At 68.9% G+C, this 25,946-nt stretch carries 15 protein-coding genes; 10 read left to right on the top strand and 5 right to left on the bottom strand.

Going from position 1 to position 25,946, the window contains the following annotated elements:
* Window positions 1-259: 259 nt before the first annotated feature.
* The 6 genes from ACFXKZ_RS07680 to ACFXKZ_RS07705 all read left to right on the top strand — a co-directional run bounded on the left by ACFXKZ_RS07680 (window position 260) and on the right by ACFXKZ_RS07705 (window position 8,654).
* Window positions 260-454, top strand: coding sequence for a hypothetical protein (locus ACFXKZ_RS07680; protein WP_379997557.1), 195 nt, complete (start codon window positions 260-262; stop codon window positions 452-454).
* On the top strand, window positions 417-2,315 hold the full coding sequence (locus ACFXKZ_RS07685) for a Shedu anti-phage system protein SduA domain-containing protein (protein ID WP_379997559.1): 1,899 nt from the start codon (window positions 417-419) through the stop codon (window positions 2,313-2,315). The genes ACFXKZ_RS07680 and ACFXKZ_RS07685 overlap by 38 nt, the downstream gene beginning before the upstream one ends.
* Before the next feature lie 259 nt (window positions 2,316-2,574).
* On the top strand, window positions 2,575-5,292 hold the full coding sequence (locus ACFXKZ_RS07690; protein WP_379997561.1) for a hypothetical protein: 2,718 nt from the start codon (window positions 2,575-2,577) through the stop codon (window positions 5,290-5,292).
* A gap of 554 nt (window positions 5,293-5,846) precedes the next feature.
* Window positions 5,847-6,101 (top strand): hypothetical protein, encoded by a 255-nt coding sequence (locus ACFXKZ_RS07695; RefSeq protein ID WP_379997563.1) that lies wholly within the window; start codon window positions 5,847-5,849, stop codon window positions 6,099-6,101.
* Window positions 6,102-6,985: 884 nt separating this feature from the next.
* The gene (locus ACFXKZ_RS07700) at window positions 6,986-7,240 is read left to right on the top strand and encodes a hypothetical protein (protein ID WP_379997565.1); all 255 of its coding nucleotides are present in this window, start codon (window positions 6,986-6,988) and stop codon (window positions 7,238-7,240) included.
* A gap of 316 nt (window positions 7,241-7,556) precedes the next feature.
* Window positions 7,557-8,654: a hypothetical protein gene (locus ACFXKZ_RS07705; protein ID WP_379997567.1), complete on the top strand. Its 1,098-nt coding sequence runs from the start codon at window positions 7,557-7,559 to the stop codon at window positions 8,652-8,654.
* Window positions 8,655-8,787: 133 nt separating this feature from the next.
* Here the strand turns inward: ACFXKZ_RS07705 and ACFXKZ_RS07710 are convergent, their stop codons facing one another.
* The 5 genes from ACFXKZ_RS07710 to ACFXKZ_RS07730 all read right to left on the bottom strand — a co-directional run bounded on the left by ACFXKZ_RS07710 (window position 8,788) and on the right by ACFXKZ_RS07730 (window position 14,127).
* On the bottom strand, window positions 8,788-9,429 hold the full coding sequence (locus ACFXKZ_RS07710) for a nucleotidyl transferase AbiEii/AbiGii toxin family protein (RefSeq protein WP_379997569.1): 642 nt from the start codon (window positions 9,427-9,429) through the stop codon (window positions 8,788-8,790).
* Between the two features lie 10 nt (window positions 9,430-9,439).
* Complete coding sequence (locus tag ACFXKZ_RS07715) at window positions 9,440-9,763, bottom strand: hypothetical protein (RefSeq protein ID WP_379997570.1); 324 nt, start codon at window positions 9,761-9,763, stop codon at window positions 9,440-9,442.
* A 252-nt stretch (window positions 9,764-10,015) separates the two neighbouring features.
* Window positions 10,016-10,270 carry a tyrosine-type recombinase/integrase gene (locus ACFXKZ_RS07720; RefSeq protein ID WP_379998665.1) on the bottom strand — a complete coding sequence of 85 codons (255 nt, stop codon included), beginning with the start codon at window positions 10,268-10,270 and terminating at the stop codon, window positions 10,016-10,018.
* Between the two features lie 565 nt (window positions 10,271-10,835).
* Window positions 10,836-12,602 (bottom strand): alpha-L-fucosidase, encoded by a 1,767-nt coding sequence (locus tag ACFXKZ_RS07725; protein ID WP_379997572.1) that lies wholly within the window; start codon window positions 12,600-12,602, stop codon window positions 10,836-10,838.
* 487 nt (window positions 12,603-13,089) lie between these two features.
* Window positions 13,090-14,127 (bottom strand): hypothetical protein, encoded by a 1,038-nt coding sequence (locus tag ACFXKZ_RS07730; protein ID WP_379997574.1) that lies wholly within the window; start codon window positions 14,125-14,127, stop codon window positions 13,090-13,092.
* A gap of 1,035 nt (window positions 14,128-15,162) precedes the next feature.
* Here ACFXKZ_RS07730 and ACFXKZ_RS07735 point away from each other — a divergent pair.
* The 4 genes from ACFXKZ_RS07735 (at window position 15,163) to ACFXKZ_RS07750 (ending at window position 25,917) form a co-directional block, all read left to right on the top strand.
* The gene (locus ACFXKZ_RS07735) at window positions 15,163-15,360 is read left to right on the top strand and encodes a DUF5988 family protein (RefSeq protein WP_379998667.1); all 198 of its coding nucleotides are present in this window, start codon (window positions 15,163-15,165) and stop codon (window positions 15,358-15,360) included.
* A 613-nt stretch (window positions 15,361-15,973) separates the two neighbouring features.
* On the top strand, window positions 15,974-17,824 hold the full coding sequence (locus ACFXKZ_RS07740; protein ID WP_379997576.1) for an ATP-binding protein: 1,851 nt from the start codon (window positions 15,974-15,976) through the stop codon (window positions 17,822-17,824).
* Window positions 17,825-18,334: 510 nt separating this feature from the next.
* Window positions 18,335-19,810: an acyltransferase domain-containing protein gene (locus ACFXKZ_RS07745; protein WP_379997578.1), complete on the top strand. Its 1,476-nt coding sequence runs from the start codon at window positions 18,335-18,337 to the stop codon at window positions 19,808-19,810.
* A complete protein-coding gene (locus ACFXKZ_RS07750) occupies window positions 19,807-25,917 on the top strand; it encodes an SDR family oxidoreductase (RefSeq protein ID WP_379997580.1) in 6,111 nt (2,036 codons plus the stop codon). Before ACFXKZ_RS07745 ends, ACFXKZ_RS07750 begins: the two co-directional genes overlap by 4 nt.
* The last annotated feature ends 29 nt before the right edge of the window (window positions 25,918-25,946 follow it).

A 25,946-nucleotide genomic window follows, 5' to 3' on the forward strand; every position in this document is an offset into this window, starting at 1 on the left:
GCGCCCCGAGGCGGGTCCGTCCGTCACCCTCACGCGGCTCAACGACTTCGTGGTCGCCGAGATTCGGGTCGACGACGGCGTCCCGCTCACCGCGGACCAGGAAAGGCTGCTCACCGCGGCGGAGTGGCGGCGTCCAGTGGGCAAGGAGCCACCGAGCGTTTCGCCCCCGGGAGTAGCCCGGAAACATCACCTCCTGAAGTCGGAGACCAAGATGTTGAATCGCCCGCCGGGCGAGTCGACGGACGTCCATCCTGGGGGCATGACGCAGTCCGCCGCCTCCGCGGCACCGCACAGCGCGCAGAGGATCACGGCACTCACGCGACGCGACATCTTCAACTACCTGAGCGGTGAGGGCGGCCCGTGGTGGGGGCGGCTCGAGGAGATCGACTTCCTGGGATCCTTACGAGTTAGACCGGTTGCCGTCTACGGACCGCCGGTTCGCAACGGCACATGAGGACATCGTCAAGCATCGGATCGACAACCCGGCGGACTGGTCCGACAACTGGGTCTTCGGGTATCCGCACTTCCGGCTTTTCGACGGCTCCGACGCGGTGCTTCTCGCCTTCCTGGCGCGGTTCGTACACCCGGAGATCCAGCCCGACGTCGACCACACCTCCCACCACGTCCAGAAGTTAAACCATCTCCTTGGACCCGACGGCTGGGCGCTCCGCGTCTTCGAGTTCCTCTCGGGCAGGCCGATCTACACACCGGCCACCACAGAGGCCACGGGCCCTCTGATGTCACTGCCGCTCGATGACGACGACACCGGCAAGCTCGACCTCGTTCTCGGGCAGACCCACAGCGTCCTCGACCGCGAAGGTGAGGACGTGGCTCGTGACCTGCTCCGCTCGTCCGTCCTGACGCTGCGCCGTGACGGCGGCGCCTTCCACCCCATGCCCGATGACAACTGGACTGCGGCCACGTACGAGGCCGTCCTCACCGTGCCTCCTGCACTGCTGCCCGCGTTCACGCAGACGGTCATCAGCGCCGTCTGGCAACGGCTGCGAACTGTACTCGCCCGACTCCGGCGCGAGGACGTGCGAGCCCTCGTGGTCGAAGGCGACGTCACGCCGCCGCCGGCCGTCCCACCGGACTGGAGGCGCCAAGCGGCCGAGCTCGACCTCCCCGTCGTACTGCGCTTCGGCGTCGGTCTCCCGAACACGGAGTTCGACGTCACGGTGCAGGACTTCTCCGATCTGGAGATTCGCGGCCAAGGGCTCCCCTACTTCTACGACACCCGCAGAGCACGTCTGATCACCGACTTTCTCCTCGACGACCGGCCCAAGGTGGCCACGCTGTGCCATGTCACTCTCATCCACAAGGACGGCGTCTTTTCGCCCCGGATCAAGCTGTGGAAGAAGGACAAGACCAAGGCTCTCCGGACAGCAGCCATGGAAGCGATACCCGACACGGAGGCTCCCCAGATCGTCAAGGCACTCGTCGACATCGGCGATGTTCACGAAAGCTTTTGGAAGGTCATCCACTTCCTCCAGAGCTGCGTCGGGCTGGATATCTCCGAGAGCAGCCTGCGGCTGGTCGTCGGCGACGAAGCCGAGCTGGCCCGGCTCCTGGCCGGCCAGGACCGTACGACGCTTCTCGAAGCCGTCAGAACCGCCGTCGGCGGCGCCCTCACGGAAGAGGACATCCGGCTGATCAGCAATCGCAAGTCGCAGCTCCAACGGTTCCGGCAACTGCTCACCGACCCGGAGTACTTCGAGCGGGAACGCCACCGGGTCGCGGGGCCGGAGGCGGTCTGGCAGAGCCTCTTCGAAGACAACCCGTGGATCTTCGGGTACGGGCTCAACCTCGTGGCCTGTGAACCATTGGACGACGGGAAGCTCGAGCGCATCACGACCGGCGCCAACATCTTCACCGGCGCGGGAAAGCGCAGTGACGCCGTCATGCGCTCCAAGGGCTTCATCAGCAGCCTGCTGCTCTGCGAGATCAAGACCCACACGACGCCTCTCCTCGCTGCCGCGCCGTACCGGGCACCGGACGTCTACCACGTCTCCAAGGACGTCGTCGGCGCAGTGGCGCAAGTGCAGAAGACCGCTCACAAGGCCCTACGACTGGTCGCCGGCGAACTGCACAGACTCTTCGAGGACGACGGCGCCCCGACCGACATCGAGATCTCCACCGTCCGCCCCCGGCAGGTGCTGGTGATCGGCAGCCTCGAGGAGCTCGCCGACCGGGGTTCGGCGAACCCGGAAAAGATCACCTCGTTCGAGCAATACCGGCGATCCATCCAGGACGTCGAGGTCATCACGTTCGACGAACTCTACGAACGGACCTGCTTCATCGTGGAAGATCGCTGAGGTATACCCCTCCACCAAATTGGTGCAGGGAACTCCGGAACGAATTCACGTGCTCCGGGCATGGCCGCCCGGGTACTTCTTCGGAGCGGGCATGTCGATGGCTCCCTTCTTGTGACCCATCGGGCCACGGAATGTCGCCTTCCGCGTCTCGGGGGGAGCCTCAGGGTCCCCGCACAGCGGCGATGCTCAATGTGTGGTTGATCGGCCGCTGGCCCTACACTGGTCTGGATAGGCTGACTGAGTGACGGATGATAGAGCCATGCAGTTCGTCGGGGATGGTATAGGCATGCCGGCGGCCGATCTCGGGTCCGTCCTTGATCCGGCGCAGCTGAACCGCATCGAATCGGTCCACCGCGGCTTCCTCTACCAGCACCTTTACGCGACGGCCTGCCTGCTTACCATGGCGGACTCCGGGGCTGGCACGTTAATCAGCGAACGCGACGAGGACATTGAGCTCCTCCTCGCCACCCGCCGTCTTTACCTGCAGGTGAAGACCAGGGGCCATGCGCTGCAGTGGGGAGACGTCAAGGGTGCTGTGGAGAGCTTCGCGGCGATCCGTGCGGAGCATGACGCCGGACGCCGCGCCGAAGAGCCCGTTTTGGTGATCGTCACCAACGCCGAGCCGGGTCCGGGACTCGCGGCGAAGACTGCGGACCCGCACTGGCCGCAGGATGTGCACATTCACTGGCCCGCCGGCCCCGGGGCCGTGACCGGCCTGCCGCCCGCCTGGACCGATCTCGCCGAAGCCATGCGATGGTGCGTGGCCGCCGCCGATCGCATTCCATTCGCTTCCCTCGCCTCGCAAACCCTGGTGGCAAAACTGGCCGCGCACGTGCAGCACCTCGCGACCGGCGCGAGTGGGCATAGGGTTTCTGCCGACGAACTGCCTACTCTCTGCGAGCAGTTCGTCGAACAGTTGCAAACCTTTCCTGTGGTGCCCACCCCGTGGTTCCCGCACCGCAACGAGCCGCAGCCGGAAAGCGAGCACCGCGTCCGTCTGCTTGTTGGACTCGCCGGCTCGGGCAAGAGCACATGGGCGGGTCGGGCCGCCGCGCATTGCTTCGGCACGGTCGTTTATTTCGACATCGCCGATCTGCCCGCCGCCTCGGTGCCAGCCTCGCTCGCCCGTGAACTGGCTGCACATCTGCTATCAACCCCCGAACGGCCCGTCGCTGGTGCGCTACTCCCGGGCGGAAGCGGCCTGGAGATCCTGGGCGCCGTCAACCTGCGGCTGGAGACCAAAGAGCTCGTCACCGTCGTCTTGGACAACGTGCACCGCCTCGCCTACGCGGACATTCGAGCTGTGCTGGACACCGCCTCCCGCCTCCGCTTCGTGCTGTTGGCTCAACCCTGGGGCGACCAGGGGTTGATCGAGGCGCACCTCGGGCGACCGGCGGAGAGCCTGTGGGGGTGGGGCCGGGACACGATCGCTGCCGTCTTCGCGTCGGCCGGATGCCCCGTGGACCATCCCACCGCCCAGCGCGTCCTAGACCTCACTGGAGGGCTTCCTCTATTCGTCGCCAACGCCGCCCAGCTCACCCGGGACGCCTACGGTTCGGATGCGCGTGCTTTCTGCACAGCCCTACAAGAGCGGCTGCACATCAGCCCGACGGCGCAGGAACTTCTCATCGGCGACACCTTCGCCCGCCTTGGCGAGCCTGCCCGGACCACTGCCGCTGTCCTGGCCTTGGCCGAAGTACCGCTCACTCGTTCCGAGGCGGACGCACTCGGCGCGGCGGCGGGAACGGCCTCGCCGACGGTTCGTGCCCGAGCGCTGCGAGAACTCGTCGCATGCGGCCTTGCGCAGTTCTTCGCCAACGGCAGGGTCAAACTCCACGATGCCGCCCGCCCCGTGGCCGGCGAGTACGCCGACGCACTGCCGTCGGACCGGTTGGACTCCGTGCGGCAGGCACTCGCGGCGAGACTCCTGGAATCGTTTGAGGAGGACCGCGACATCCGCCGATTCGGTCGGTGGCTACGGCTGCTCGTTGTCCTCGGCCAAGTCGATGTCCTGGTCGACATCGCCGGCGATGAACACTTCCGCGAGGTCGGCGTACCGGATGAACTTCAGGAGATTCTCGCCGCTGTCGCGGTGGACGAGGAACAAACCACCGCTCACCGGTTCCTTGCGTCCAGTGCCCTCGCGACCTGGAGTAACCACCAGGGAGACGCGGAAGATTTTGCGACCCACGTCGACCGAATGCGGTTGCTGGCCACGACCGGCGAGCTGGACACCTGGGCAAGAATTACCCTCGCGTTGCGACTGGTCCTGGAGGCCGGTTCGAAGGGCGACTCGCAAGCGCTGCAGCTCGCGCACCAAGAGGCCCTCCTGTTGGCTGCATCCCCGCAGGTGGACCGCATCGTCCAGTACACCTACGCAACCGGCCTCTACGCGCTCGGTCGGTACGAGAAGGCCGGAGAGGAGGCTCTGTCAGCCGCCGAGGCCTACTACCACCACCTCGGGCTTACCGTTGAGAACGTCGTCGGAATGGCTACGGCGCAGCTCCGCGCCATGGTGGCGGTCGGCGACACCTGGCAGGACGACTGCAAGCACCTCGCCGACTGCCTCGGCCTCTACGTGCGGACTTGCCGTCAGCGGTCCCAGGGATACGGCCTCGCAGCACTGCACGCCATGAAGTTCTACGGTCTTTCGGCTGCCTGGCGATCGATGGTCACCATCGGCCAGGATGCGGCCGACGATCTCGTCGAGGTTGGTAACCTCACCGGGGCACTCAAGCTGATCGACGAGTCGCTGCTGCCGCTCACGAACCACTACGCGCTGGTCGACGAGGTGATCGGCCTGCGCTCGCAACGCGCCGTAATCATCGCCTGGCTGGGAGATCCCGACGCTGCCCTGGCCCAACTCGACGTACTCCAGCAGTACGGCCTCACCGCCGAGCAGTCCCTGGATATCCGCTCGCAGCGGCGCCTCGTCGAGGCTATCGCCGGTGGGGAAGTCCGCTTGGGTGACATGTGAACGGTCTGGTCGCTGTGCCCGAGGCCGCTCATTGTGGTGGTGGGCGTAACGGGTGGGTCGCCAGTTCGGCCGATCGCGCAGCGCACAGGGACTTGGATTCGCGTTACTCACTGATAGAGACCCAGGTCGCGCAGCGTTGGCCCCGCGTACGCGGGGATGGTCCGGTGTTCGCCCGCGACGTCACGCCCGGCACGGTGTAGCCCCACGATCACAGGGGTAGCCCCCGCGGCCACGCATGCGCACCGTGCGCACCGTGCGCACCGTGCGCACCGTGCGCACCGAGTCAGTGTCGGCTCCAGCGCTCGCGGGTGAGGCGAGTCACGTTGGTATGCGCGCCTCTCACAAAGCCCTCACAGACTGGGTGTCACAAGGCGCCAAAATCCCTCATGCCTCCTGAACAGAAGCGCTTCTGTTGAGGGATTCTGGATCAGCGAAGACGCACGGAACTCCCGTTCGAGCACCGGGGGTCAAGGGGTCGCAGATCCAAATCCTGCCGTCCCGACGGTGTTCAAGAGGCGCCGACCAGGGAAAAGTCCAAGCCGAGGCCCCGCCGGATGTCTTCGCCGCTACACCTGGCCGCCCTCGGCAATGCTCACTTCCCGGACATCGACAGGACCCACACCGCCCCCGCGGTCGCCTGGGCCCCCGGGCGCGGCCTGTTCGTCTCCTACGCCGGACACCAGAAGGTGTTGTGGACACACCGACCCGGTGACGGCCTCAGCGGCTCCTGGACCGCTCCCCAAGAGTTCGGGCAGGGATACCGCAGCCTGTCGCCCGCGCTCGACGCGGCCGGCGACAAACTGGTGTGAGCCCGCGCCCGCGCCCGCACCCGCGCGGGCACCGGCACCGGCACTGCACTCCCGATGCTCTCCCTCCTCGGCTCGGCCGGCGCCGCCGCCGGTACCTTCGAATGCACCGCACCGTCCGGGGTACCAGAGGACTTCTTCGATCCCGTCGACTGGCGCGCCGGGGTCCCCCATTCACACACATCCACCCGTCGGGGTGACGGCGCAGCCTGCGTCGCCCAAGTGCGGGCACCTCGTCGTCCGGGCGGGTGAACGCCCGCGCGCCTGACTCGACTCGGAGTGGCGCGGGCCTGTACGACTACCCGAACCAACGAATCGTATGGATGAGGAGTCGGATGCGTCTTCCACTGCGTTGCCGGTCCGCTGCTGCCGCCGCGGCAACGCAGTCCGCAGTGGTGCGCTCCGCACCGGCGACAGCCGCGTCGGCCGAGGCGTGGGACAGCGGCGCGAGCGCGTGGACGCCGAGGGAACGCGCGCAGCACGCGAACGACTTGGGTGACGACCGGCTGCCGATCGCGGTGTCGGCCGTGACGAACCGGGCCAAGGCCGACGAGGACGTCCGTGAGTGGGTGCCGCCGTATCAGCCGTACGACTGCACGTACTTGGCGGACCCGGTCGCGATGAAGGCCTGTGGGGTCTCGCGGTTGACCCGGCGGAGCAGGTCGCCATCGCCGACCGGGCCGCCGCATGCCTGCGACATCGAGATCACGGTGTCCGCACGCCGGCCCCGGCGCCGGCCGCAGTCCGGCGCGCCGCAGGCCTTCGGCAGCGCTGCGGTCGGAACCCCGTCGACAGTCGGGTCGCCGGAGAACGATCGGAAGGACAGCCGTGCGCCTGCGCAGCGTCCGCGTCGCCGTCGGCTTTGCCGCGGCCGAGAAGGAGGAGTCATGACAGGTCTTGGGTCTGTGGACCTCTACAGCGAGCCCGACCAGGGCGGCGACACGGTGTCCGTGTCGGCGACCGGCGTCGGAGGAGGCCGCGCGTCGTTGAGCGAGCCGTTCACCGCCCGTTCCGCCCGGAACAACACGAGGTTCAATGCCGAGTTGTTCACCGACGACGGCGCCACACACCAGATGCCGCCGAAAGCCGCGGTGAACTTCGATGACCCCCAGCAGTTTTCGGGAGCCTTCTTCACCTCGTGAAGCCCCTTGCCACCGTGTCGGCACCGGGGCGCGCAGAAGGCGGCGTCCGCCGTCAGCAGGTGATCCGATGAGCGGTTCGGGCGGGGCTGCCCAGTGGTGGTCCCGCCCCGTGCTGTTTGCCAACGTTCAACCCGGATCACTGCCGATCTCGCGCCCCGATGGACCTCGAGCCCGGGGGCCTCGCCGATCGAAAACCCGGGCGACCCCGGGGAGCGAGAGGCGAGGACGAGCGTGTGACGGTCGACAGGGTCGCCAGGGCTACGGCAGGGCCGCTGACGGCGGCACCTTCGCCGGGATTGATGCCACCACTCACCACTTGGCCAAGGAGGACGGCATGGACCCTCAGCTCAACCCCATCCTGCTGGAACGGACAGCTCCCGTGCGGCCTGGCGTGTTCCGGATTCCGTTCACTCGACGAGTGAGCCCTGACGTGGACCGAGCCGCGACGCATCACGCGGCCTGGCTCCTGGAGCACGGAATGGTGCGCAGCCCGCGTGCCATCGAGGGCATCGCATCGTGGGACATCGCGCTGGTCTGCGGCGTCGTCCTGCCGCATCTCCGCGGCGCGGACTTGCGGCTGTGCACGGACTGGATGGGCTGGGCCATCATTTTCGACGACCTCTTCGACGGCGCCGTCGGCAGCAATCCCCGGACGGCGGCCGAGGTCATCGAGAACCTTGCCGACATCGTGCACGGCGATCCCGAGAACCCCCCACACGTCAACCACCCCGCCGAGAGCGCCCTGGTCGACCTCATCCGGCGCACCGGACAGCGCATGTCCGCCATGTGGTGCAACCGCATGTTCAACAACACGCTCGACTGGCTGACCGCCATGTCGAACGAAGCTACCCAGCGGCGCGTCCGCCGCGTGTGGACCTTCGACGAGTACATGATCCAACGACGCAACAACGTATGGGCCCGAGGCGCCCTGGACTTGGTGGAGATCGGGACGGGATACGAGTTGCCCGATGTCATCCACAACTCATGGGAGTTCGACTCCCTGCGCACCCGCACGGTCGACGGGTGCGCCTGGATGAACGACATCTACTCGCTCCCCAAAGACATCACCCGCAACGACCCCAGCAACGCCGTCCTCGTCCTTGAACAAGAGCGCAGCATGCCCCGGGCAGACGCCACTCGACACGTCGTCGACCTTACGTACGGCGCCTTGGCGGAATACCGGAAGATCAAGGCAAGCCTGCCCGCCCTCTTCGGCCACCTGGGGCTGTCAGCCGCCGAGCGCGAAGGCTGCCTCCGCTGGATGGCAGCGGTCGACCAGTTGTGGATCGGCGCGAACGACTTCCACCTGTACCACCCCCGCTACCGGCCCGAGACCATGACGAAGCCCGTCAAGGACGACTTCCTCGACGACCTCCACCTCGCGCCCGAGCAGGCGCGACGTCACACCCTGTAAAGAGTAGTTCGTCCTGCAAATCGTCTTTGGTTCCTCTCGGACGAACCTGGACCGACTCAGGCACCCGAAGAGGAAGAGCTCGCACTGTTCACCTGAGCCACACGAAGAGTGCGGCTACTCGCGCCGGTACCGACTATGCATCACTGATACGAACGGCCCACGCCTTGAGCCGCCCACGCATGGTCGTGATCTGCTCCTCGTTCACTCCGTATACCGCGTATTCGCGATCCGGCCAGCGATCGACCGCTTGGAGGGCCAGAGCGAAGTAGGGGCGGTCGAAGCCTGCGTCGTGTTCTTCGGCGAGTTCGAGGAGGCGTTCCTCGGTATAGCGGCCGGAGGCGAGAGCAGCGTCGACGTCCAGGTAGTCGCGTGGGGCCGCTCGGCCGAACAGGGTGGTGACCTTGTTGGCGACCGCGTCGTCGGGGTGGAGCACCGGGCCGATGTCGAGGTGTGCCGGTGGGCGGGATCGCCAGTCGCAGCCCATCTCGACTTTCGCCGCGCGGCCTGCCTCGTCGATCACCGTGAAGCGGGCGAACACGTCCCCGAGGAGTTCGACGTCGACCGTGAAACCGTCGGTCCGGTAGGCCATGGCCACACGATCCACCGCCTCGGCGAACGCCGTGGGGTCGGTGACGTCGGTGAACAGGTCGACGTCGTCCGAGACGCGTTCGAGGAAGCCGTGGGCCTGGACCGCATAGCCGCCCGCCAGGACGAAACCGTACGAGGCCGCGGCGGCGAGACCGACGCGGGCGAGCCTGGCGTGCAGGGGATCCATGGCCGGAATGTTATGCGGCCGCGGGGACCAGGTCCGGGAACCTCGACTCCCACATCACCCGCAGACGCAGCGGCAACCACAACCGCGACCACACATGCGCCAGCAGGTCCCCGTTCACGTGGCGACGAAGATCCTCGGCATGCATCGCCTCACGAAGCACCGTCTCGTACAGCAGACGCACATCGGCGTCGTCCGCCAGGTCGTACGACTGCTTCGGGGTCCAATCCAGGGACGTGGGCAACACGACGACACCCTCGGCCGGACCGGCCAACTCCGCGAAGCTGTCCGGCACCACATACGGCCGGACATCCGCGTACCGCACGCGCGCGTCCATGCGTCCAGTATGCCAACGGACGCCAGAGAGACCCCGCCCTGTGGACCAGTCGTGGACCACACGCCCTGCGCGAATCGTCACGATACGATGGAAATCGAACGTCGCAGCGAGCAGGCAAATGCCTCCGACCTGCGGAAACGCTCCCCTCGCCCAACTGGGGGTCAAGGGGTCGCAGGTTCAAATCCTGTCGTCCCGACGGTGTTCAAGAGGCGTCGACCAGGGCAGAGGCCCAGGTCGGCGCCTCTTGCAGGTTTAGGCCATCAGCGGGTTGGGGCGAGTGGCGCCGAAGCGTCCATGGACCGGATATGGACCAAACCTCCCCGGGACCGGCCTGAGATGGGCGCTCAGGGCCTCGCCCGCACTCGTGATCAAGTGCACATCCGGATGCAGATATCGCTGGGTCGTCATGAGCCAACCGTGTCCCGCAAGCTTGCGCAGCACGTGCACCGGAACTCCCGCCTCGGCCCTCCAGGTCAGCCCGGTGTGCCGCGATCCGTGTCGGCGCAGGTGCTCGTTATCCCGGCGCGGTGACGACCTCGTCCCAGTCCAGTGGGTGGCTCACGCAGCATGGCAGTGGTGATCCGTCCCCCGCGCGGCTCCGTGAACAGGTGGGCCATCGGATCCGTGCCGACCGAACCGATCCCGCGGAGCATCAGCGGCCGGATCTGCGGGATGCCCCTTCCGCTGCTGCTTGCCCTTGGTGCCCTTGTCCACGAGCCCGCCGGGCGAGGTGGTCGTCCGGCGGCACGGATCCGGTGTTCAGTTGCGTCCCGGTGTTCATCGAGCGTGATGCTTCGGCAAGCGCTCGGAGATCGCTCCATGCTTCCGGGTGGGCCGATACGTGGTCGTGCACCGACTTCACTCTCGGTTGCTGCTCTCTGCGGCATGGAGTCCCGCAGCGCAGGTCGCCATCGCCGATGGTCGTGCGGCGTCCGCGAGCGGACTGCTGCCGCACGAAGGTGCGGGGGCGGACGAACTCGCGTTCGACGCCCGACCGGGCTGCGAGTATGGCGAACACCGCGTCGCGCCGTCCTTCCCCGCCGTGTGTTCGTGCCGGACGCGTCCGCCCGGGTCAGTTGATGATGTGGCCGAGCACACCCTCCAGGGAATATCGACTCGGGTCCTCGCAGCGGGAGTCGGTGGTGACCAGGTGTTGGCGGGTGGTGGGGTTGAAGCAGCGGTAGAGGGGGACGGTGCCCGCGGCCGGGTCGTGGTGGACGTTGCCGAGGGGGCCTTCGAGGATGTAGCGGGTCGGGTCCTCGCAGCCGGCCTCGGTGGTGACCAGGTGGTCGTTGGTGCCTGGGCTGTAGCAGCGGTACAGGGGGACGGTGCCCGCGACTTGGTTGCGGTGGACGTAGCCGAGGGGGCCTTCGAGATGGTAACGGCTCGGGTCCTCACAGCCGGCTTCGGTGGTTACGAGGTGGTCCTGGGTGGCGGGGTTGAAGCAGCGGTAGAGGGAGACGGGTCCGGAGTGGTCGGCGACGGTAAGTTCGATGGCCGTGTCGTTGGCGTCCCAGGAGCCCGGGATGGTGAGCGTGACCCGGTTGGCGTCGCGGGTGAGCGCGACCGGTGTGCCGTCCTTGACGAGGGAGGCGGCGGCGAAGACCTTGCCGTCGCGGGGCAGGGGGAGGACGAGGGTTCGTCCGGCGGGCGGGTTGAGGACGTGGAGGTATTCGGTGCGGTCGTCGGGTGACCTGGTCGCCACGCCCCAGGGCAGGTCGGTGATGCGGGTACCGGCCCGTGTGGGGTAGGAGGTGCTGGGCCGGGTGCCGAGGACGGACCGCGCGATCGGTTCGATCCAGGCACCGACCTGTCGCAGTGCCGGCATGACGCCGGGCTCCCATCCGCCGCCGGCGTAGGGGCCGGCCGCCCAGGCCGTGCCGCCGCCGTCGGTGTTGGTGCCCGCCTGCAGGACGGTGTAGCGGAACATGCTCCGCGGCGGGTACTTCACCGAGCCGCCGGTCTCCGAGGCCCACCAGGAGGTCTCGGTCGCGCGCAGGGTCGCCGTGACGGGCTTGGCGTAGCCGGGCCACAGGTCGCCGTCGGGCTGGGCGAACTCGTTCTGGCCGAAGTACTCCTTCATGCCCTTGTCCAGGCCGTACAGGTTGCCGTAGTCGTTCTGGATGAGCACGGCGCGCGGATTGACCGCCTTGATCGTGGTGCGCAGTCGCGGGTAGTCGAGGACGGTCTGGCTGTCGCCCGCGGGGCTTGCCTCGTCCATGAACAGGCCGTCGATCCGCGCGCCGTAGCGTTGCATCAGTTCCCGGTAGACGTCGTCGACGAAGGTGTTCCATCGGGGGCGGTCGAAGTCCGTTCCCGGGTTCCAGGGTTGTTCGGGCGGGTGGGGTTGGGTGCCCCAGCCGGTCTTCTGCCGGTCGGCGGCGGTGAATTCCATGCCGTCGCGCGGGTGGGTGTAGAGGTAGACCCGGATGCCCTTGGCCTTGACGGCGGTGATCATGTCGCCGATGAGGTCGCGTTCGACGCGATGGTCGGGCAGGTCCCAGTCAAGCATCGTCCGGCTCGGGTACAGGGCCACCATCCCGGCGTGCCAGGCGGTGAAGACGACGTACTGCACCTTCGTGGCGGCCAGATCGTCGGCGAACCCGTTCGCGTCGAAGGCGTTTGCCAAAGCGTTGGAGTCGTGGACGACGACGCCGCCGGGGGTGACTGTGCGGGCGGGCACGTAGTGGACGAACAGGCCGTACTTGTGATCGAGAATGTCGGTCAACCCGTCGTCCGCGTGGGCCCGTTGCGTCGGGAAGGGCCCCACCAGGAGGGCCGTCAACAGGGACAGCGCGATGAACAGGCGTGTCGTCTTCCGCCTGCCGGATGAGTACACGCTCAGGTTCCTTTCGTGCGGTGGAGGGGCGTGCGGCCGTGGAGGACGCGGACCCGCCGGAGGTGTTCCTCGGGCACGTGCCGCGGGGGTAGGTTCCCGACCATAAACATGAACACGTTGCCCGGCGCCGTCGATTGGCTCCCTTCGGCCGACCCGGTTGCGAGTGTCGCGGCGCGCATACCCTCGACCAGGACCGAGGACGGGTACTACGTCGTGGCGTTCGTCGTCGCCGGCGACCGCGTGAACTCCTTGATCCGACAGCGGTGCGACAAGGAGCTGTTCCGGCTCTGGCGCGGCCTGTCGAAGTCCCTCGAACAGGCCGCGGACTCCCCCGCCGGTGAGCCGTTCGACGAGTGCCCTCTCGGGCCGTCCCGCCGCGCCTTCCCGGGGGCGGCCGGCGGGGCCGAGGAAACGATCTCGCCGTCCGGGATCGTCGACACGGCGCCCATGTCGCGTAGGCGTGCACGGGCCCGATCCGTCGGCTCCGCTACCACGGTTCGTGGTCGTAGATGTCGAGCCCGCCGGTGATGTCCGATCCGTCCACCCAGAACGTACCTGTGTTGCCGTACTTGTCACTCGCGACGATCTTCAGCGGCCAGTACGCCTTCAAGAGGGTTGTCGGCCCGTTCGGGATGTACCACCCGCTGCCGGTGGTGGTGGCGTGTACCCAGGTGAAGCACAGGTATCGCTCGGGGTGCTCCCGGTCGTAGATCGTCGCGTGGTCGCACCACGCGTTCACCGCGGGGAAGTTGACGATCTGCCCCCTGCCGTATCGGTCCTGCGGGGAGTGGTTGGCGGAGTCGTGCGGCTCGCGGTACCAGACATACGCGCCGTAGAAGTTGTCGCGCCCGCCGTCGGGGGTGATGTCGTAGGCGAAGAACCCGTCGTAGCCGTCGTCGGTGAAGCAGCGACTCGCCGAGAAGGAGACGAAGTCGTTCTCGTCGGCCTTCAGGCACAGGTAGTAGTTCCAGGCCTTGGTCGTCACATTCCCCGCTGTGTCGCCGGCGGCGGTGGGCGTGCGCGAGCAGTCCCATTCGACGTCCTGTCGCCCGTGGTTCACGGGTGCGCGCGGGGTGAGCGTGACCTTGCCGTGGTACGTCCCGTCCAGGGAACTCTTGACGACGTCGCCGGAGTCGGTCCGGGCTTGCACGCCGATCGACTTCGGCTCCGACCCGAACGAGCAATACACCCAGAGCGTGAGGCGCTGGACCCCGTCGTCCCGCGTCGAAGCCTCGGCATGCTCGCCCGACGCACCGGGGATCGCGGTGAACTCGCCCGCGACGTCCGTGTAGGACCATTCCCCGTAGCCCTTCCAGGCGAGCTTCGACTCGTCGACGTAGTCGACGAGCCACAGGTTCGCGAGCAGATGCTCCGGGTCGACCCGGATGGGCGCCGCGTTCTCGTCGATCGGTTCGACGACGATCGTCACGCCGATCCTGTTGCGCCCGTTCGCGTAGATGTCGCAACTCCGGTCGCCGCTCTCGAGTGTCACGGAGAGGTTCGACACGGCCGTCCAGGTCGACATTGTTTTCTCCTTCGTTCCCGTGCGATGGTGCGGTGTGTCAGCGGGTGTCAGCGAGTCCCTGGGCCGGTCCCGGGGCGTCAGGGGCACAGCGCGGCCGAGGGCCGGTTCGGGCGGATCGCAGGCTCCGGAACCGACGACGCGGTGTACACGACCGTCTCGGCCCTGACCACCGGGTTCACGGAGAAAGGCGCGGTACCTTCGCCAGTGTTGCGCCATTCGACGACCACGCGATCACGGGAACCGTGTCCGTCCCTTGGTGGAGGTACGTCCTTACCGGACGGACGGTCACCGTGACCGGCTCACAGCCGACGAGCGCGTAGGTCGCGCAGTACCAGTAGTCCGGCACCACCCGCGATGTTTCCCGCACGCCCGCCGGATCTGTTCGTGGTCGCCGAACCCGAACACCGCAATCAGATACGAGTCGATCGTTCGGGACCACCTCCCCCGGCCGTGACCCGGCACCTGCGAAGCCGGCCCGCGGTTGTCCGCACATTGAAATCCCCCATGCCGCTCCGGTTCCCCTTGCCTCTCGGGTCGTTTCGATCACCACCCATTCAGCACGAACATCGAGCCCTTGCCGCACCGCCGATCCGGCCAACCTCGTCAGCTTTTCGGCCGAGGGATCGGATGTAGGTGCACGGGAAGTCGGTCGGTTCGCACCCGACCGGGGTGCGATGCCGACCGTGTGCGAGCCGTCAGTCGAGCAGATCCCGCCGGGTCGTGCGTGTCACGCGGCGTGTACACCGGTGCTTGCGCCGTTTGTGCTGTCTTTTTCGACACAGGCAGGCGCGAAAAACGTGATCGGACGTCATCTTGCCGCTCTCCTGTCGCCGGTGCGCCCCCGATGCGTTCGTACGCCCTGTACCTGTTGCCTTCCTTGTTGTTTTCCTTGCAGGGCAGTCGGCTTTCGATCGATCTCGCCGTTTGGCGATGCATTCCAGGAGTAGCCGCGACCGAGCCGACCTCTTGCGCGTCACGTGTGATACGAGGTGGAAGATGGACGGTGGAGCGACTCCGGTGCGTTCGGGCCACGAGATGCAAGTGGCCCTGACGGGCGGGATTCTCGAGATGCCTGCGGTGCTCGTGGTGACGGGGCCGGGCATACCGGAAAAGGTGTCCGTGGAATTCCGCAACGGCCGCGAGCACTACGAATACACAGGTGGCGTCGTGGAGTTGGACGGCGTGGACCTGCCGCTCTTCCGGTGGAGCTATTCCACGAGGATCGCCGAATAGCCCCGGGGTGATCGGCTGTTCGCGCTGCCGGGCGTCGCGCCGCGCGCGATTTCGCCGCCGACGGGCCCGACGTTCCCGGGTTTGGGCAAGCTGTCGCCCCTCGGCCGCACTCCCCGAAACAGCCCCGTGTCCGGGAGTTCCAAAGACGGGAACTCACGTGTGTACCGGGCGCATGCGCCGGAGTGCAATCGCGAGCCGATGACTCTCTGCAAGATGAGAGGTACCGTGAGTTGCGAGGGGTTCATTGGGGCTCGCCGAGACGTGGGCCGCTCTCGTCGGCGTCGGCCGACCACGATCGCCCTTCGCGTCCACGAACATCCGGACCATTCCGGGGCCATGGGTGCGCCATGCCGCGTTGCGGCGCATCTCGCCCGCGCATGGCCCCTCTCCACACGGGAGTCCCACATTGCAGTGCACGTCATCCGCCGACGGACACTCGTTCCCCAGCCTCGCGCAACATCTCGAGGCGGCCCGCAACCGTGCCTTCGTCGGAAGGGCTCGGGAGCTGGCCCTGTTCCGCCGCGCGCTCGACGGTGAACCCGGCTCGTTGGCCGTCCTGTTGGTTCATGGACTCGCAGGAGTGGGCAAATCATCCCTCTTAAGGCAGTTCGCCGTGGACGCACGCGCGGCTGGGCGGACCGTGATCGAAGTCAGCGGTCGCGTCGGCTCGTCGCCGGCGGCGTTCGAGATCGCGGCGGCGGAAATGTTCGCCCACGACAACGCCGTACTGCTGGTCGACGACTTCGAACGGTGTCAGGTCCTGGAGGACTGGCTGCGGGACCACTTCCTCCCCCGGTTGCCGGTCGGGGCGCTGACCGTCTTCGCCGGGCGCAGAGCCCCCGCGCCGGTGTGGGAGACCGACCCGGGCTGGGCCGAGGTGGTACGGGTGGTGCGGCTCGAAGACCTGTCGCCCGAGGACGCCGCGGCGCTGTTGGAGTCGCGTGGCGTCCCGCACGGACCGCTGCTCGCGTTCGCCGGCGGCCATCCGCTGGCACTCGCGCTCGCCGCCGAAGTCGCCCTCCAGGCCGCCACGTCCACCGGTGAACCACCAGCGCAGGAGGTGTACGCCAAGTTGGTGGAGCACCTGGTCGGCGACCTGCCGTCCGCGGCTCATCGGCAGGCGTTGGAGGTCTGCTGCCACGCTCGTGCCACGACGGAGGACTTGCTGCGAGCGGCGCTGCCGGGGGAGGACGCGGGGCGCCTCTTCGCCTGGCTCCGTCGGCTGCCGTCGGTGGAGGCGGGGACCCTGGGCCTTTTCCCGCACGATGTCGTACGCAACGCGGTGGATGCGGACCTGCGATGGCGCGATCCCCAGTGCTACGCCGCCACGCACGGCCGGATCCGCGATCACCTGCTGAAGCGCGCCGTCGAGGCACGTTGCTCGGACCGGATCGCCGCCGTCGCCCCGATCATGTACCTGTACCGGGGTGGCGGCTTCCTGGGTGACCTCATGACGTGGCGGAGCCGAGGCGAGATCCGCGAGGCAGAGCTACGACAACAGGACCACTCGGCTCTCATACGGATGACGGAGCGGGCGGAGGGGGCACGTTCCGCCGCGATCGTTCGGTACTGGCTCGCCCGTCAACCCGAGGCTTTTCGGGTGTATCGACGATCCGACACGGAGGAAATGGAGGGGTTTTCCGCCTGGTTGACGTTGCGGGATCCGGACGAGGACGAACTGCGCGCGGATCCGGTGGCGGCGGCGGTTTGGACACACGTCCGCGCGGCGGGCAACCTCCTACCGGAAGAGTCCGCGGGGATCGCGCGATTCATGGTCTTGTCCGACCCCGTGCGGCGTCGCTCACCCGTCCTGGACCTGATGTTGTTGAGGATCGCCGCGGAAGTGCTGCTCGTCCGAGGGGCAGCGTGGTCGTTCGTCGCTTCGGCTGATCGCAACCTCTGGGCATCGACAACGGCCCATGGTCCTTTCCACCCGATCGGAAGCGGCGTTGCCGTCGAGGGAGACCCCCTTCGGATATTCGCACACGACTGGCGCGCCGAGCCCCTGGAATACGTCCTCGACCACATTGGTCCGCCCCGATCCCTGCGTACGACGGTGGAGTCGGCTGCCTGCGCGTACGAGCGGACCGCCATGGCGCGGCCCGAGTTCGACGATGCCGTCCGTGAGGCGTTGCGGTGTTGGCATCGGCCCGATGCCCTGGCTCGCAACCCCCTGTCGCGAAGCGGGGTGCTCGCCGAGGCGGGGGGTTCCCTTCGGGACGTGCTCGAACGTGCGATGGATACGCTCGGCGGCGACCCGAGGAGCGTGAAGGCACACCGCGCCCTGACCGCGACGTTCGTGGACGGGGCACCGACCCAGGAGGCGGCCGCCCGACGCGTGGAGTTGCCGTTCAGCACCTACCGCAGGCATCTCACCCTGGGGATCCGGTACGTCAGCGAACTCCTCTGGGACCAGGTAATGCGCGGTATGCCCCCAGCCGCCTCGGTCGTCACCCGGTTCTGACCTCGGTCCGGGCGAGGATCGGAGGGTGGTGGTACCGCCTTCTCGGGTGGAGTCACCAGCCTCTGCGCCCGGCTCCCCCACCGAACTCGTTTGCCGGGCAGTCGGGTCGGAGCGAACACTGGGGTGAGCAGAACCGAGCAGCAGATGAGCAGAGGATGGTCTGGTCACCTGCGGGCGGCGAATCCGAGACTGATCTCGGTGTGGGGATGGCAACCCATTCCGGTGCGAGAGACAACTCCCCGAAGGATCGACAGCGCGGCAATTCACCGTCCCTTCAAAGGACGCGGCTTCATCGATAAGACCCGGGTGCGGCGAATCACCGAAAACGGCAGGCGACCACACCTGGCGTCCGAGACGACACAGTGCAGTTTCCCGCGCCCGGCGTTCGAATATCGCACGGCGAAATGCACTGCATGTCGTCGACCTTGTCACACCACCGTGGCGTTTCAGGACTCCCGCCGGCCGCGAGAAAACGCCGGCCGTCGGACGGAAATGAGGGTGACGTACGTGATGGATTCCGTCTTTGTCATGCCCGGTACGGTGCCCGCCCCGCGCGGAGGCATCCTGAGCGATTTCCATCAACGCTACGAGACCGTACGTGAATCCTTGTCCCGGATCGACAAGGCGGCTCGGGAAATGGGGCTGCCCGAGATCAGTCCCCGGCTGATCGAGGACAACGGAACGAGCGACCGGCGCGGTCCCGAGGTGCAGTATCTGGAGATCTACGCGGTCAGCCTCGCGACCCACCACATGCTGGTCGCGGAGGGGGTTCGGCCCGTCGCGATCGTCGGGCAGAGCATCGGGGAGCTGTGGGCGCTGGCCGCGGCCGGGCATCTGGCCGTGGAGGATGCCGCACGTCTGGCCGTGGCCCGGTCCCAGGCGCTGACCCGACAGGGGTGGGGCGGCAAGATGCTCGCGGTCGGGGTCGACGGCCGCCGGGCGCAGGCGCTCGCCGGGTTGCTCGACCATCCCCACCTGGTACTGGCCTGCGAGAACGCGCCTCGGCAGAGCGTACTCAGCGGTCCCGAACCGTTGATCGAGTTCGTGGAGCGGGTGGCGGACACGCTGGGCTGGCCGAGTCTGCGGCTGGACGTCCCACATCCGACACACACGCCGGCGATGGTGCACGCGGCACGGGACCTGCGGGCGAGCGCGCCGCGCGTTCCGTACGGCACCGGGCGTTGGCGGGTGTGCTCCCCCTGGCTGGGCCGGGACGTCGGCGACGACGACCCGGTCGACCTGGTCGCCGGAGCGCTCACCGCGCGGGTCCGGATGCTGCAGACGATCCGTGACCTGCACGCGGCGGGTGTCGACGCCTTCGTGGAGTGCGGCGAATGGCCAGTAGTCACCAAGTTCGTCGAGGCTTCGGTCCCGGGGGTGCGGTGCGTGGTGCCGCTGAGCGAGGGCGATCCGTTCGCGGCGGTGCGGCCGTTGGTCGCCGACTCGTCCCACGGTGGGCTCTTCCGCGAGCGGGTGTCGGCTCCCCTGCCCGGCGGCGATGGCGGCATCACGCGGGTGAGCGCATCCGGTTCGACCGGGTCGGTCGCCACACTTGCCACACTCCCCGTCGCCGTCTCGTCGGCGCCGTCCCCGGCGATGTCTGCGTCCACGCCTCCCGTCGCCCATGTGAACCCCGTTGTCGACCCGGCGCCCACGATCCCGGCGCCCCCGGTGCGCGAGGCGGCGCCTGCCGCCACCCCGACCCCCGCTGCGCCCGCCGGGCTCGACTACGAAACGGTCCTGGACGAACTGCGCGTACTCTACGGCGACTTCCTGGGCTATCCGCCGGATCTCCTCGGCGAGGACGACGGACTCGAATCCGAGCTGGGGGTGGAATCGCTCAAGCAGGTGGCCCTCCTCGGGCGGGTCTCCGACCGGTTCGACCTGCCCGACCTGCGAGCGAACACCTCCCTGTTGACGCTCGCCACCCTGCGCCGGATCGCGGAGACCGTGGTCCGGGCCCGGGCGGAAGTCGCCGCACGATGACCGCCACCGACCACCTACGCGGCAGGGTCGCCCTGGTCACCGGGGCGGCGAGAAGTCTCGGTGCGGACATCGTCCGCCGACTGGCGAGCGACGGCGCCCACGTGATCGTCAACTACTTCCACTCCGTCGAACAGGCCGAGCGCCTTCGGGCGGAGCTGGAACAAGACGGTAGAAGCTGCGAGTTCATTCGTGCATCGGTGGCCAAGACCGGTGAGATCGACCGCATGTTCGACCTGGTGGGCGAACGACACGGTGGACTGGACATCCTGATCAACAACGCCGCCGGTGGGGCATTCCTCCCCCTCCTCGACATCGACGACACCTACTGGCAACGGGCCTGGTCCACCAATGTGATGGCGGCCTACCACTGTTCGCGCCGGGCGGCCGAGTTGATGACGGGACGGGAGAACGCGAACATCGTGTGCCTGTCCAGTGTCGGGGCCCACCTGCCGATCCCCGGATACGGCCCCGGCGGTGTCACCAAGGCCGCCCTGGAGTCCCTGGTCCGCTACCTGGCGCTCGAACTCCTCGCCCAGGGAATCCGCGTCAACACCGTGCAATTGGGCACCGTGGCAAGTGAGTTCGTCGACAATCTGGACGACCCTCCGACGGCGCTCGGCGATCCGTCGGAAACGAGCGAACTGATGAGCCGCGCCCTCTCGACACCGGAGGCCGCCACGTTGATCGCCCACCTCCTCCACCCGGACTCCGCCTTCATCACCGGACAGACCATCGTCGCCGACGGCGGCATCGCCATCGGCGGGATGCAGGGCGCCCGCCTGCACAGCAAGCTGGCGAACCGGGTGGGCGTGCCCACCCGGGGCCGACCGAACGCGGGGACGGCAACGCAGACAACGCCCGAGGCGAACAAGCCCACCTCCGAACCACCCCCGGCCGCGCGCCCGGAGCCCGTCGCCGCGACGCCGCCCCCGACACCGGCGGCCATTCCCACGTCCGACCGCACACCGCGCGCCGACCCCGAAGCAGTCGCGGTGGTCGGCCTCGGCCTGGTCCTGCCCGGCGCCAACTCCACGGAGGAGTTCTGGGATCGGCTGCGCGAGGGCACCCTGATCCGCAGCGAGCCCTCCGCTTTCGACCTGAAGCACTTCTGGGCGCCCACCCGGGAGGACACCGACGCCTTCTACGTCCGCGAGGCCGGCTACGTCCAAACCTTCGTCCCCGACCCCGCATCGATCGTCGAACCGCACGGCAACGTCGACCACCCCGGATGGCCGCGTACCAACCGGTGGTTGCGGCACTGCGCCGTCCGGGCCCTGGCGGGAGTACGCCGACACTCGACGGACCGCTGGTTCGTCGCGACCACCGGCATCCACGACCAGACGGGGCTCGGCCCTCAGGCCGTCGTGCTCGGCGACGAATACCGGCGCATGGTGCGCGAGGCGATTCCCGCCGACCAGGAGGGCGACTGGTTGGCCGAGTTGGCCGATCACGCCATCAACACGCATTACGCCGGTGACGGCGGAAGCCCGCAGGCGTACCTGCCCGCGTCCGTCTCCCGCAACGCGCTGCGCGGACTGATTCCGGACGACGCTCAACACCTGACCCTGGATTCGGCGTGCGCGAGCGGCCTGTTCGCCCTCGACGCGGCGGTCAAGGCGCTGCGCGACGGCTCGTGCGACGTGGCGTTCGCCGGGGGCACCGCGGTGGTGGAGCCGATCGGGTTCACCCTCTTCTGCCGAGCCCAGGGCATCTCGATGAGCGGCAACGTACGCCCGTTCGACCGGGCGGCCGACGGGACCGTGATCGGCGAGGGCGCGGTCATGCTCGCACTCAAGTCGTACGCGCGGGCCGTGGCGGACGGCGACCGGGTGCTCGGTGTGGTGCGCGGCAGCGGCCTGGCGGCCGACGGGCGGGGCAAGGGCATTCACGCCCCGGCCATGCGTGGCCAGGAATCGGCGATCGCCCGGGCCTGGGCCGACGCGGGCGTGGAGGCCGACGACGTCGACTGGATCGTGGCCCACGGCACCGGCACGCCGGTGGGCGACGAGATCGAACTGCGCTCGCTGCTCTCCCGGTTGGGTCCGCGGGAACGGGCGTGCCTGGTGACGTCGAACAAGCAGGTCTTCGGCCACACCGGGGTCCTGGCGGGCCTGGTCTCGGTGGCCCACGCGCTGGTCGCGTTCGAGCGCGAGGCGATTCCCGGGCAGTGCGTGGTCACCGACCCGCACCCCGTGCTGGGCGACGGCTCGCGCCTGACCGTACCGCTCGTGGACGCGCCATGGCCGACGGACCACGCACGACCGCGTGTGGTCGGCGTGTCGGCGTTCGGCCTCGGCGGCGCCGACGCACACGTGGTGCTCTCTGATCGAGTACCGCCGGCCGCGCCCGCGACTCGGCGCGGCGGGGCGGACATCGCCGAAACGGAGGACATGGTCGTCGTGGGCTGGAACGCCCACCTGCCCGGCCTGGATCCCGCCGATGTGCCGGCCTGGCTCACCGGCGGCGCCTCGCGGCCGGACGCCGGCTTCGGGCTGCCGTATCCGCTGCCGTCCCCGCGCCAGGTGCGTATCCCGCCGCTGACGATGCGGCACATGGACGCCGCGCACCTGATGACGCTTCAGGCTCTCGGCCCGCTGCTGGACCGGCTCGGCGAGCCGGGCACCCACCTGCGGCCCACGACCGCGATCATCGTCGGATCGTCGCTGCCGACCACCCACAACACCCGGGCCGCACTGCGGGTACACGCCGCCGAGTGCGCCACCGCGTTCGACATCCTGCCGGACCACGCGCAGGCACGGCGGCTGAAGGAATACCTCGCGAAGGGGATGGCGGAGGCCGCGGGGGTGATTCCCGGCGACTTGAACGAGGACGACTTCACCGGCGCCGTCTCGTGCATCCTGTCCGGGCGGGCCGCGAACTACTACGACTTCCGGGGCATGGGCACCAGCGTCTACGCGCACCGGGACTCCGCGCACACCGGCGTCGACGTGGCCCTGCGCCAACTTCGGCACCGGGCCTGCGACCTGGCCCTGGTCGGCGCGGTGTGCCTGCGTCCGATCAGCGGCTGGGACCACCACCTCGCGGGCTTGGTACCGCACGGCCGATCCATCGCGGAGGGCGCCGCCGTGCTGGCGATCGCCAGGCGCTCCACGGCACACGAACACGACCTGCCGATCCTGGGCGTGCTCTCCACCGCGCTCACCGGCGACGACGCCACCGCGACTCCCGCGCACGCGCTGCCCGTGTTGGCCAACGCCGGGCACACCTACCTCTCGCTCGACGCCGTGCTGGCGATCCTGGAGGCCGTCGTCACCGGATCCGGCGCCGTCGTCGCGCCGGCCGCCCCCGGATCGCCGCCGATCCGATTCACCCCGCCGGCCGGCCCGGAGCGGGTCGGTCCGCCCCGACGTGCCAAGGAACGGGCCGACGGTACGGGGGCGGAATACCTTACGCCCACCCGGGTCGAACCGAAGGAGCGCACCCAGACGGCGCCGCTCGCGCCGAAGGCACACACCGCTACCGGCCCGGGCGCACCGAACCGACACACCACACCCCCCGACCCGGTCACGCCGGTCGCACCGGTCGCGCAACACCCCGAGGCATATCTCGGCCGCCGCCAGACCATCCGCCTCGTCCCCACCACGCCACCCCCCGCGGACGCGGCCATGCCGGCCGTCCCACCGGGGACCGTCGTCATCACCGACTCCCCCGACCTCGCCGCAGCGGCGACCGGCGGTCCGGACGTCGCGGTGTGGGCCCCGAGGCCGGGTATCGGCGCCACCACCCACGTACCGCCCGAAGACGCGGCCGGCGCCCTGGCCGACCTGCCGTTCGTCCCCCGCCACATCCGGATCCTGACCCGCCTGCCCCACGATGACGGCGGCCTCGACGGCGACGGCACCGACGACGCCGAGATGGGCCGGATGGAGGACCTGCAAGACCTCACGTTCACCACGGTCCAAGCCGCACTGCCCGCACTGCGCAACGGCGGCTCGCTGGCCGCCGTCCTGCTGGGCGCGATACCGGACGACCTGCCGTCCCCGTCGAGCGCGCTGATCGTCGGTCTCGTCCGCTCGGTGCGCGCCGAGATCCGCCAGTGCGGCGGCGTCGCCCTGCTCACCGACGCACCGGACGCCGCCACCGCCCTGTCCCGGCTGGCGCGGGCGGCCGGCGCCCAGGTGCCCACCCACACGCTGGCCTGCCGGGCGGGCACCTGGCTCACGATGGCGGTCGTCGACGACGCCGCCGCACCGACCCTGAAGGCGCGGGCCCCACTGCCGCCCGGCGCGGTCGTGGTCGCCTTCGGCGGCGCCCGCGGCATCACCCCCGAGATCATGCATGCGCTCGCCCGCACCGTCGACCGACCCCACGTGTACGTCGTCGGTCGCACCCCACCCCCGGAACCCGGCGAAACACTCCCGCCGCAGGCCGAGTTCATCGTCGCCGGACGCCGCGAACGCCCCGACGCGTCGGTGGGCGAGCTGCGCGCCCTGTACGACAAGGCTCAGGCGCGCCTGGAGGTGGGCCGCACCATGCGCCGGTTGGCCGACCTGTGCGGCGCCGACCGGGTGCACCACCGCGTGTGCGACGTCCTCGACGCCGAACGCACCACCGCCGTCCTGAGTGAGGTCCTGGACCGTCACGGGCACATCGACCTGCTCGTCAACACCGTGCTGGAACTGCGTTCGCGCGCGCTGCACGCCAAGACCCTCGCCGACTTCCGCGCGGTGCGGGCCACCAAGGCGACCGGATACCGCAACCTCAAACGCGCCCTGGCCGGGCATCCGCCCCGCACGTGGGTCAACTTCAGCACCCTTGCGGCACTCGCGCCCGCACCCGGCGACGTCGACTACTGCACCGCCAACGAATACCTCGCGTACGCGAGCGCCCGGGCTCGTCGCCATGCGCCGAACGACCGGCACGAGTTCGCGATCCTGTGGAGCGGCTGGCTCGAAGCCGGCGTGGCCAGCAGTGTCACCATGCGCGAAACGCTCAAACGCAACCGTATGGACGCCTACATCGACAACGCGCTGGGCTGCGCCCAGTTCCTCGCCGCCGTCACCCGCCCCCCGGCCGACGGAGTGACCTTCTTCGTCCGCGAGGACGAGCGCACCCTGCTGCACACACGCGGAATCGCCGCGCACGGGTCACCCGACTGCCTTCGTATGCCCACCCCCGACGTGCCGCCGCCCGCCGTGCCGGATCCGGCCGTGCGCACACCGCTGCTCGACGGCGTCCTCCATCGCGGCACGAAATGGATCGTCCTGACCAAGACCTGGGAGCCCCGCACCCTGGCCGAACGCGACGGCCGTTGGATGCGCCACCACCGGGTCAACGGCGAGTACACGCTGCCCGGCACGTTCACCCTCGAAGCCGCCGCCGGCGCGGCCTCGTTGTTGTGCCCCGATCTCGTGGTCACCGGATTCCGCGACCTGCGCTGCCACACCTCGATCACGGTCGGGCTCACCGGGCCGCGGCGCACCGTCGCGGTCGAGGCCCGGGTCACGAGCCGGCACCGGGACCACGCCGAAGTCGCCGTCCGTATGACGACCCACCGCGTCGGCCGCAACGACCGGGTCCTGCGCTTCAACGACCTGCTGTGCGAGACGAAGGTCAACCTGGCCCGGCGATATCCCGCCCTCGCCCCACCCCCGGACTGCTCGGCGCACCACCCCGAACCCGACTTCGCGATGCCCGTCTACACCCCCGACCCGCCGATCTCGCTCACCGGCCCCTTCGCCGGCACCCGCGACCACGCCCGGGGCCCCGACGGGAACAGCGCCTCGTTCGGCTTCGACCACGTCACCTGGGCGCCGGCTCTGTCCGACGCGATCGTGCCCGCCATCCTCCTGGACGCGATGGTGCACCTGCTCCTGCTGCCACCCGCCGGCGAACTCCCGCCCCGGGTCGGCCCGATGGCCGGCCTCGGCGAGGTCGACCTCGGCGGGCCGGGCAACGACTGCCGACTCGGTGCGGCACACCCGACCATCCGGCTGCACTGCGACTTCTCCACCGGGATCCTGACCGCCGCCACCGCCGACGGCCACACGCTCGCCCGGATCGCCTCGGTCAGCGCACACGACCCCGACCACAGCGGCGAACTCGTCCGACCCCTCGCCGACACCCGCCGATCGATCGATGCGTGACAGCCGATTCCCGAGAGCCGATTCGTGAC

Source organism: Embleya sp. NPDC059237 (genome assembly GCF_042754105.1).
GTDB lineage: Bacteria > Actinomycetota > Actinomycetes > Streptomycetales > Streptomycetaceae > Embleya.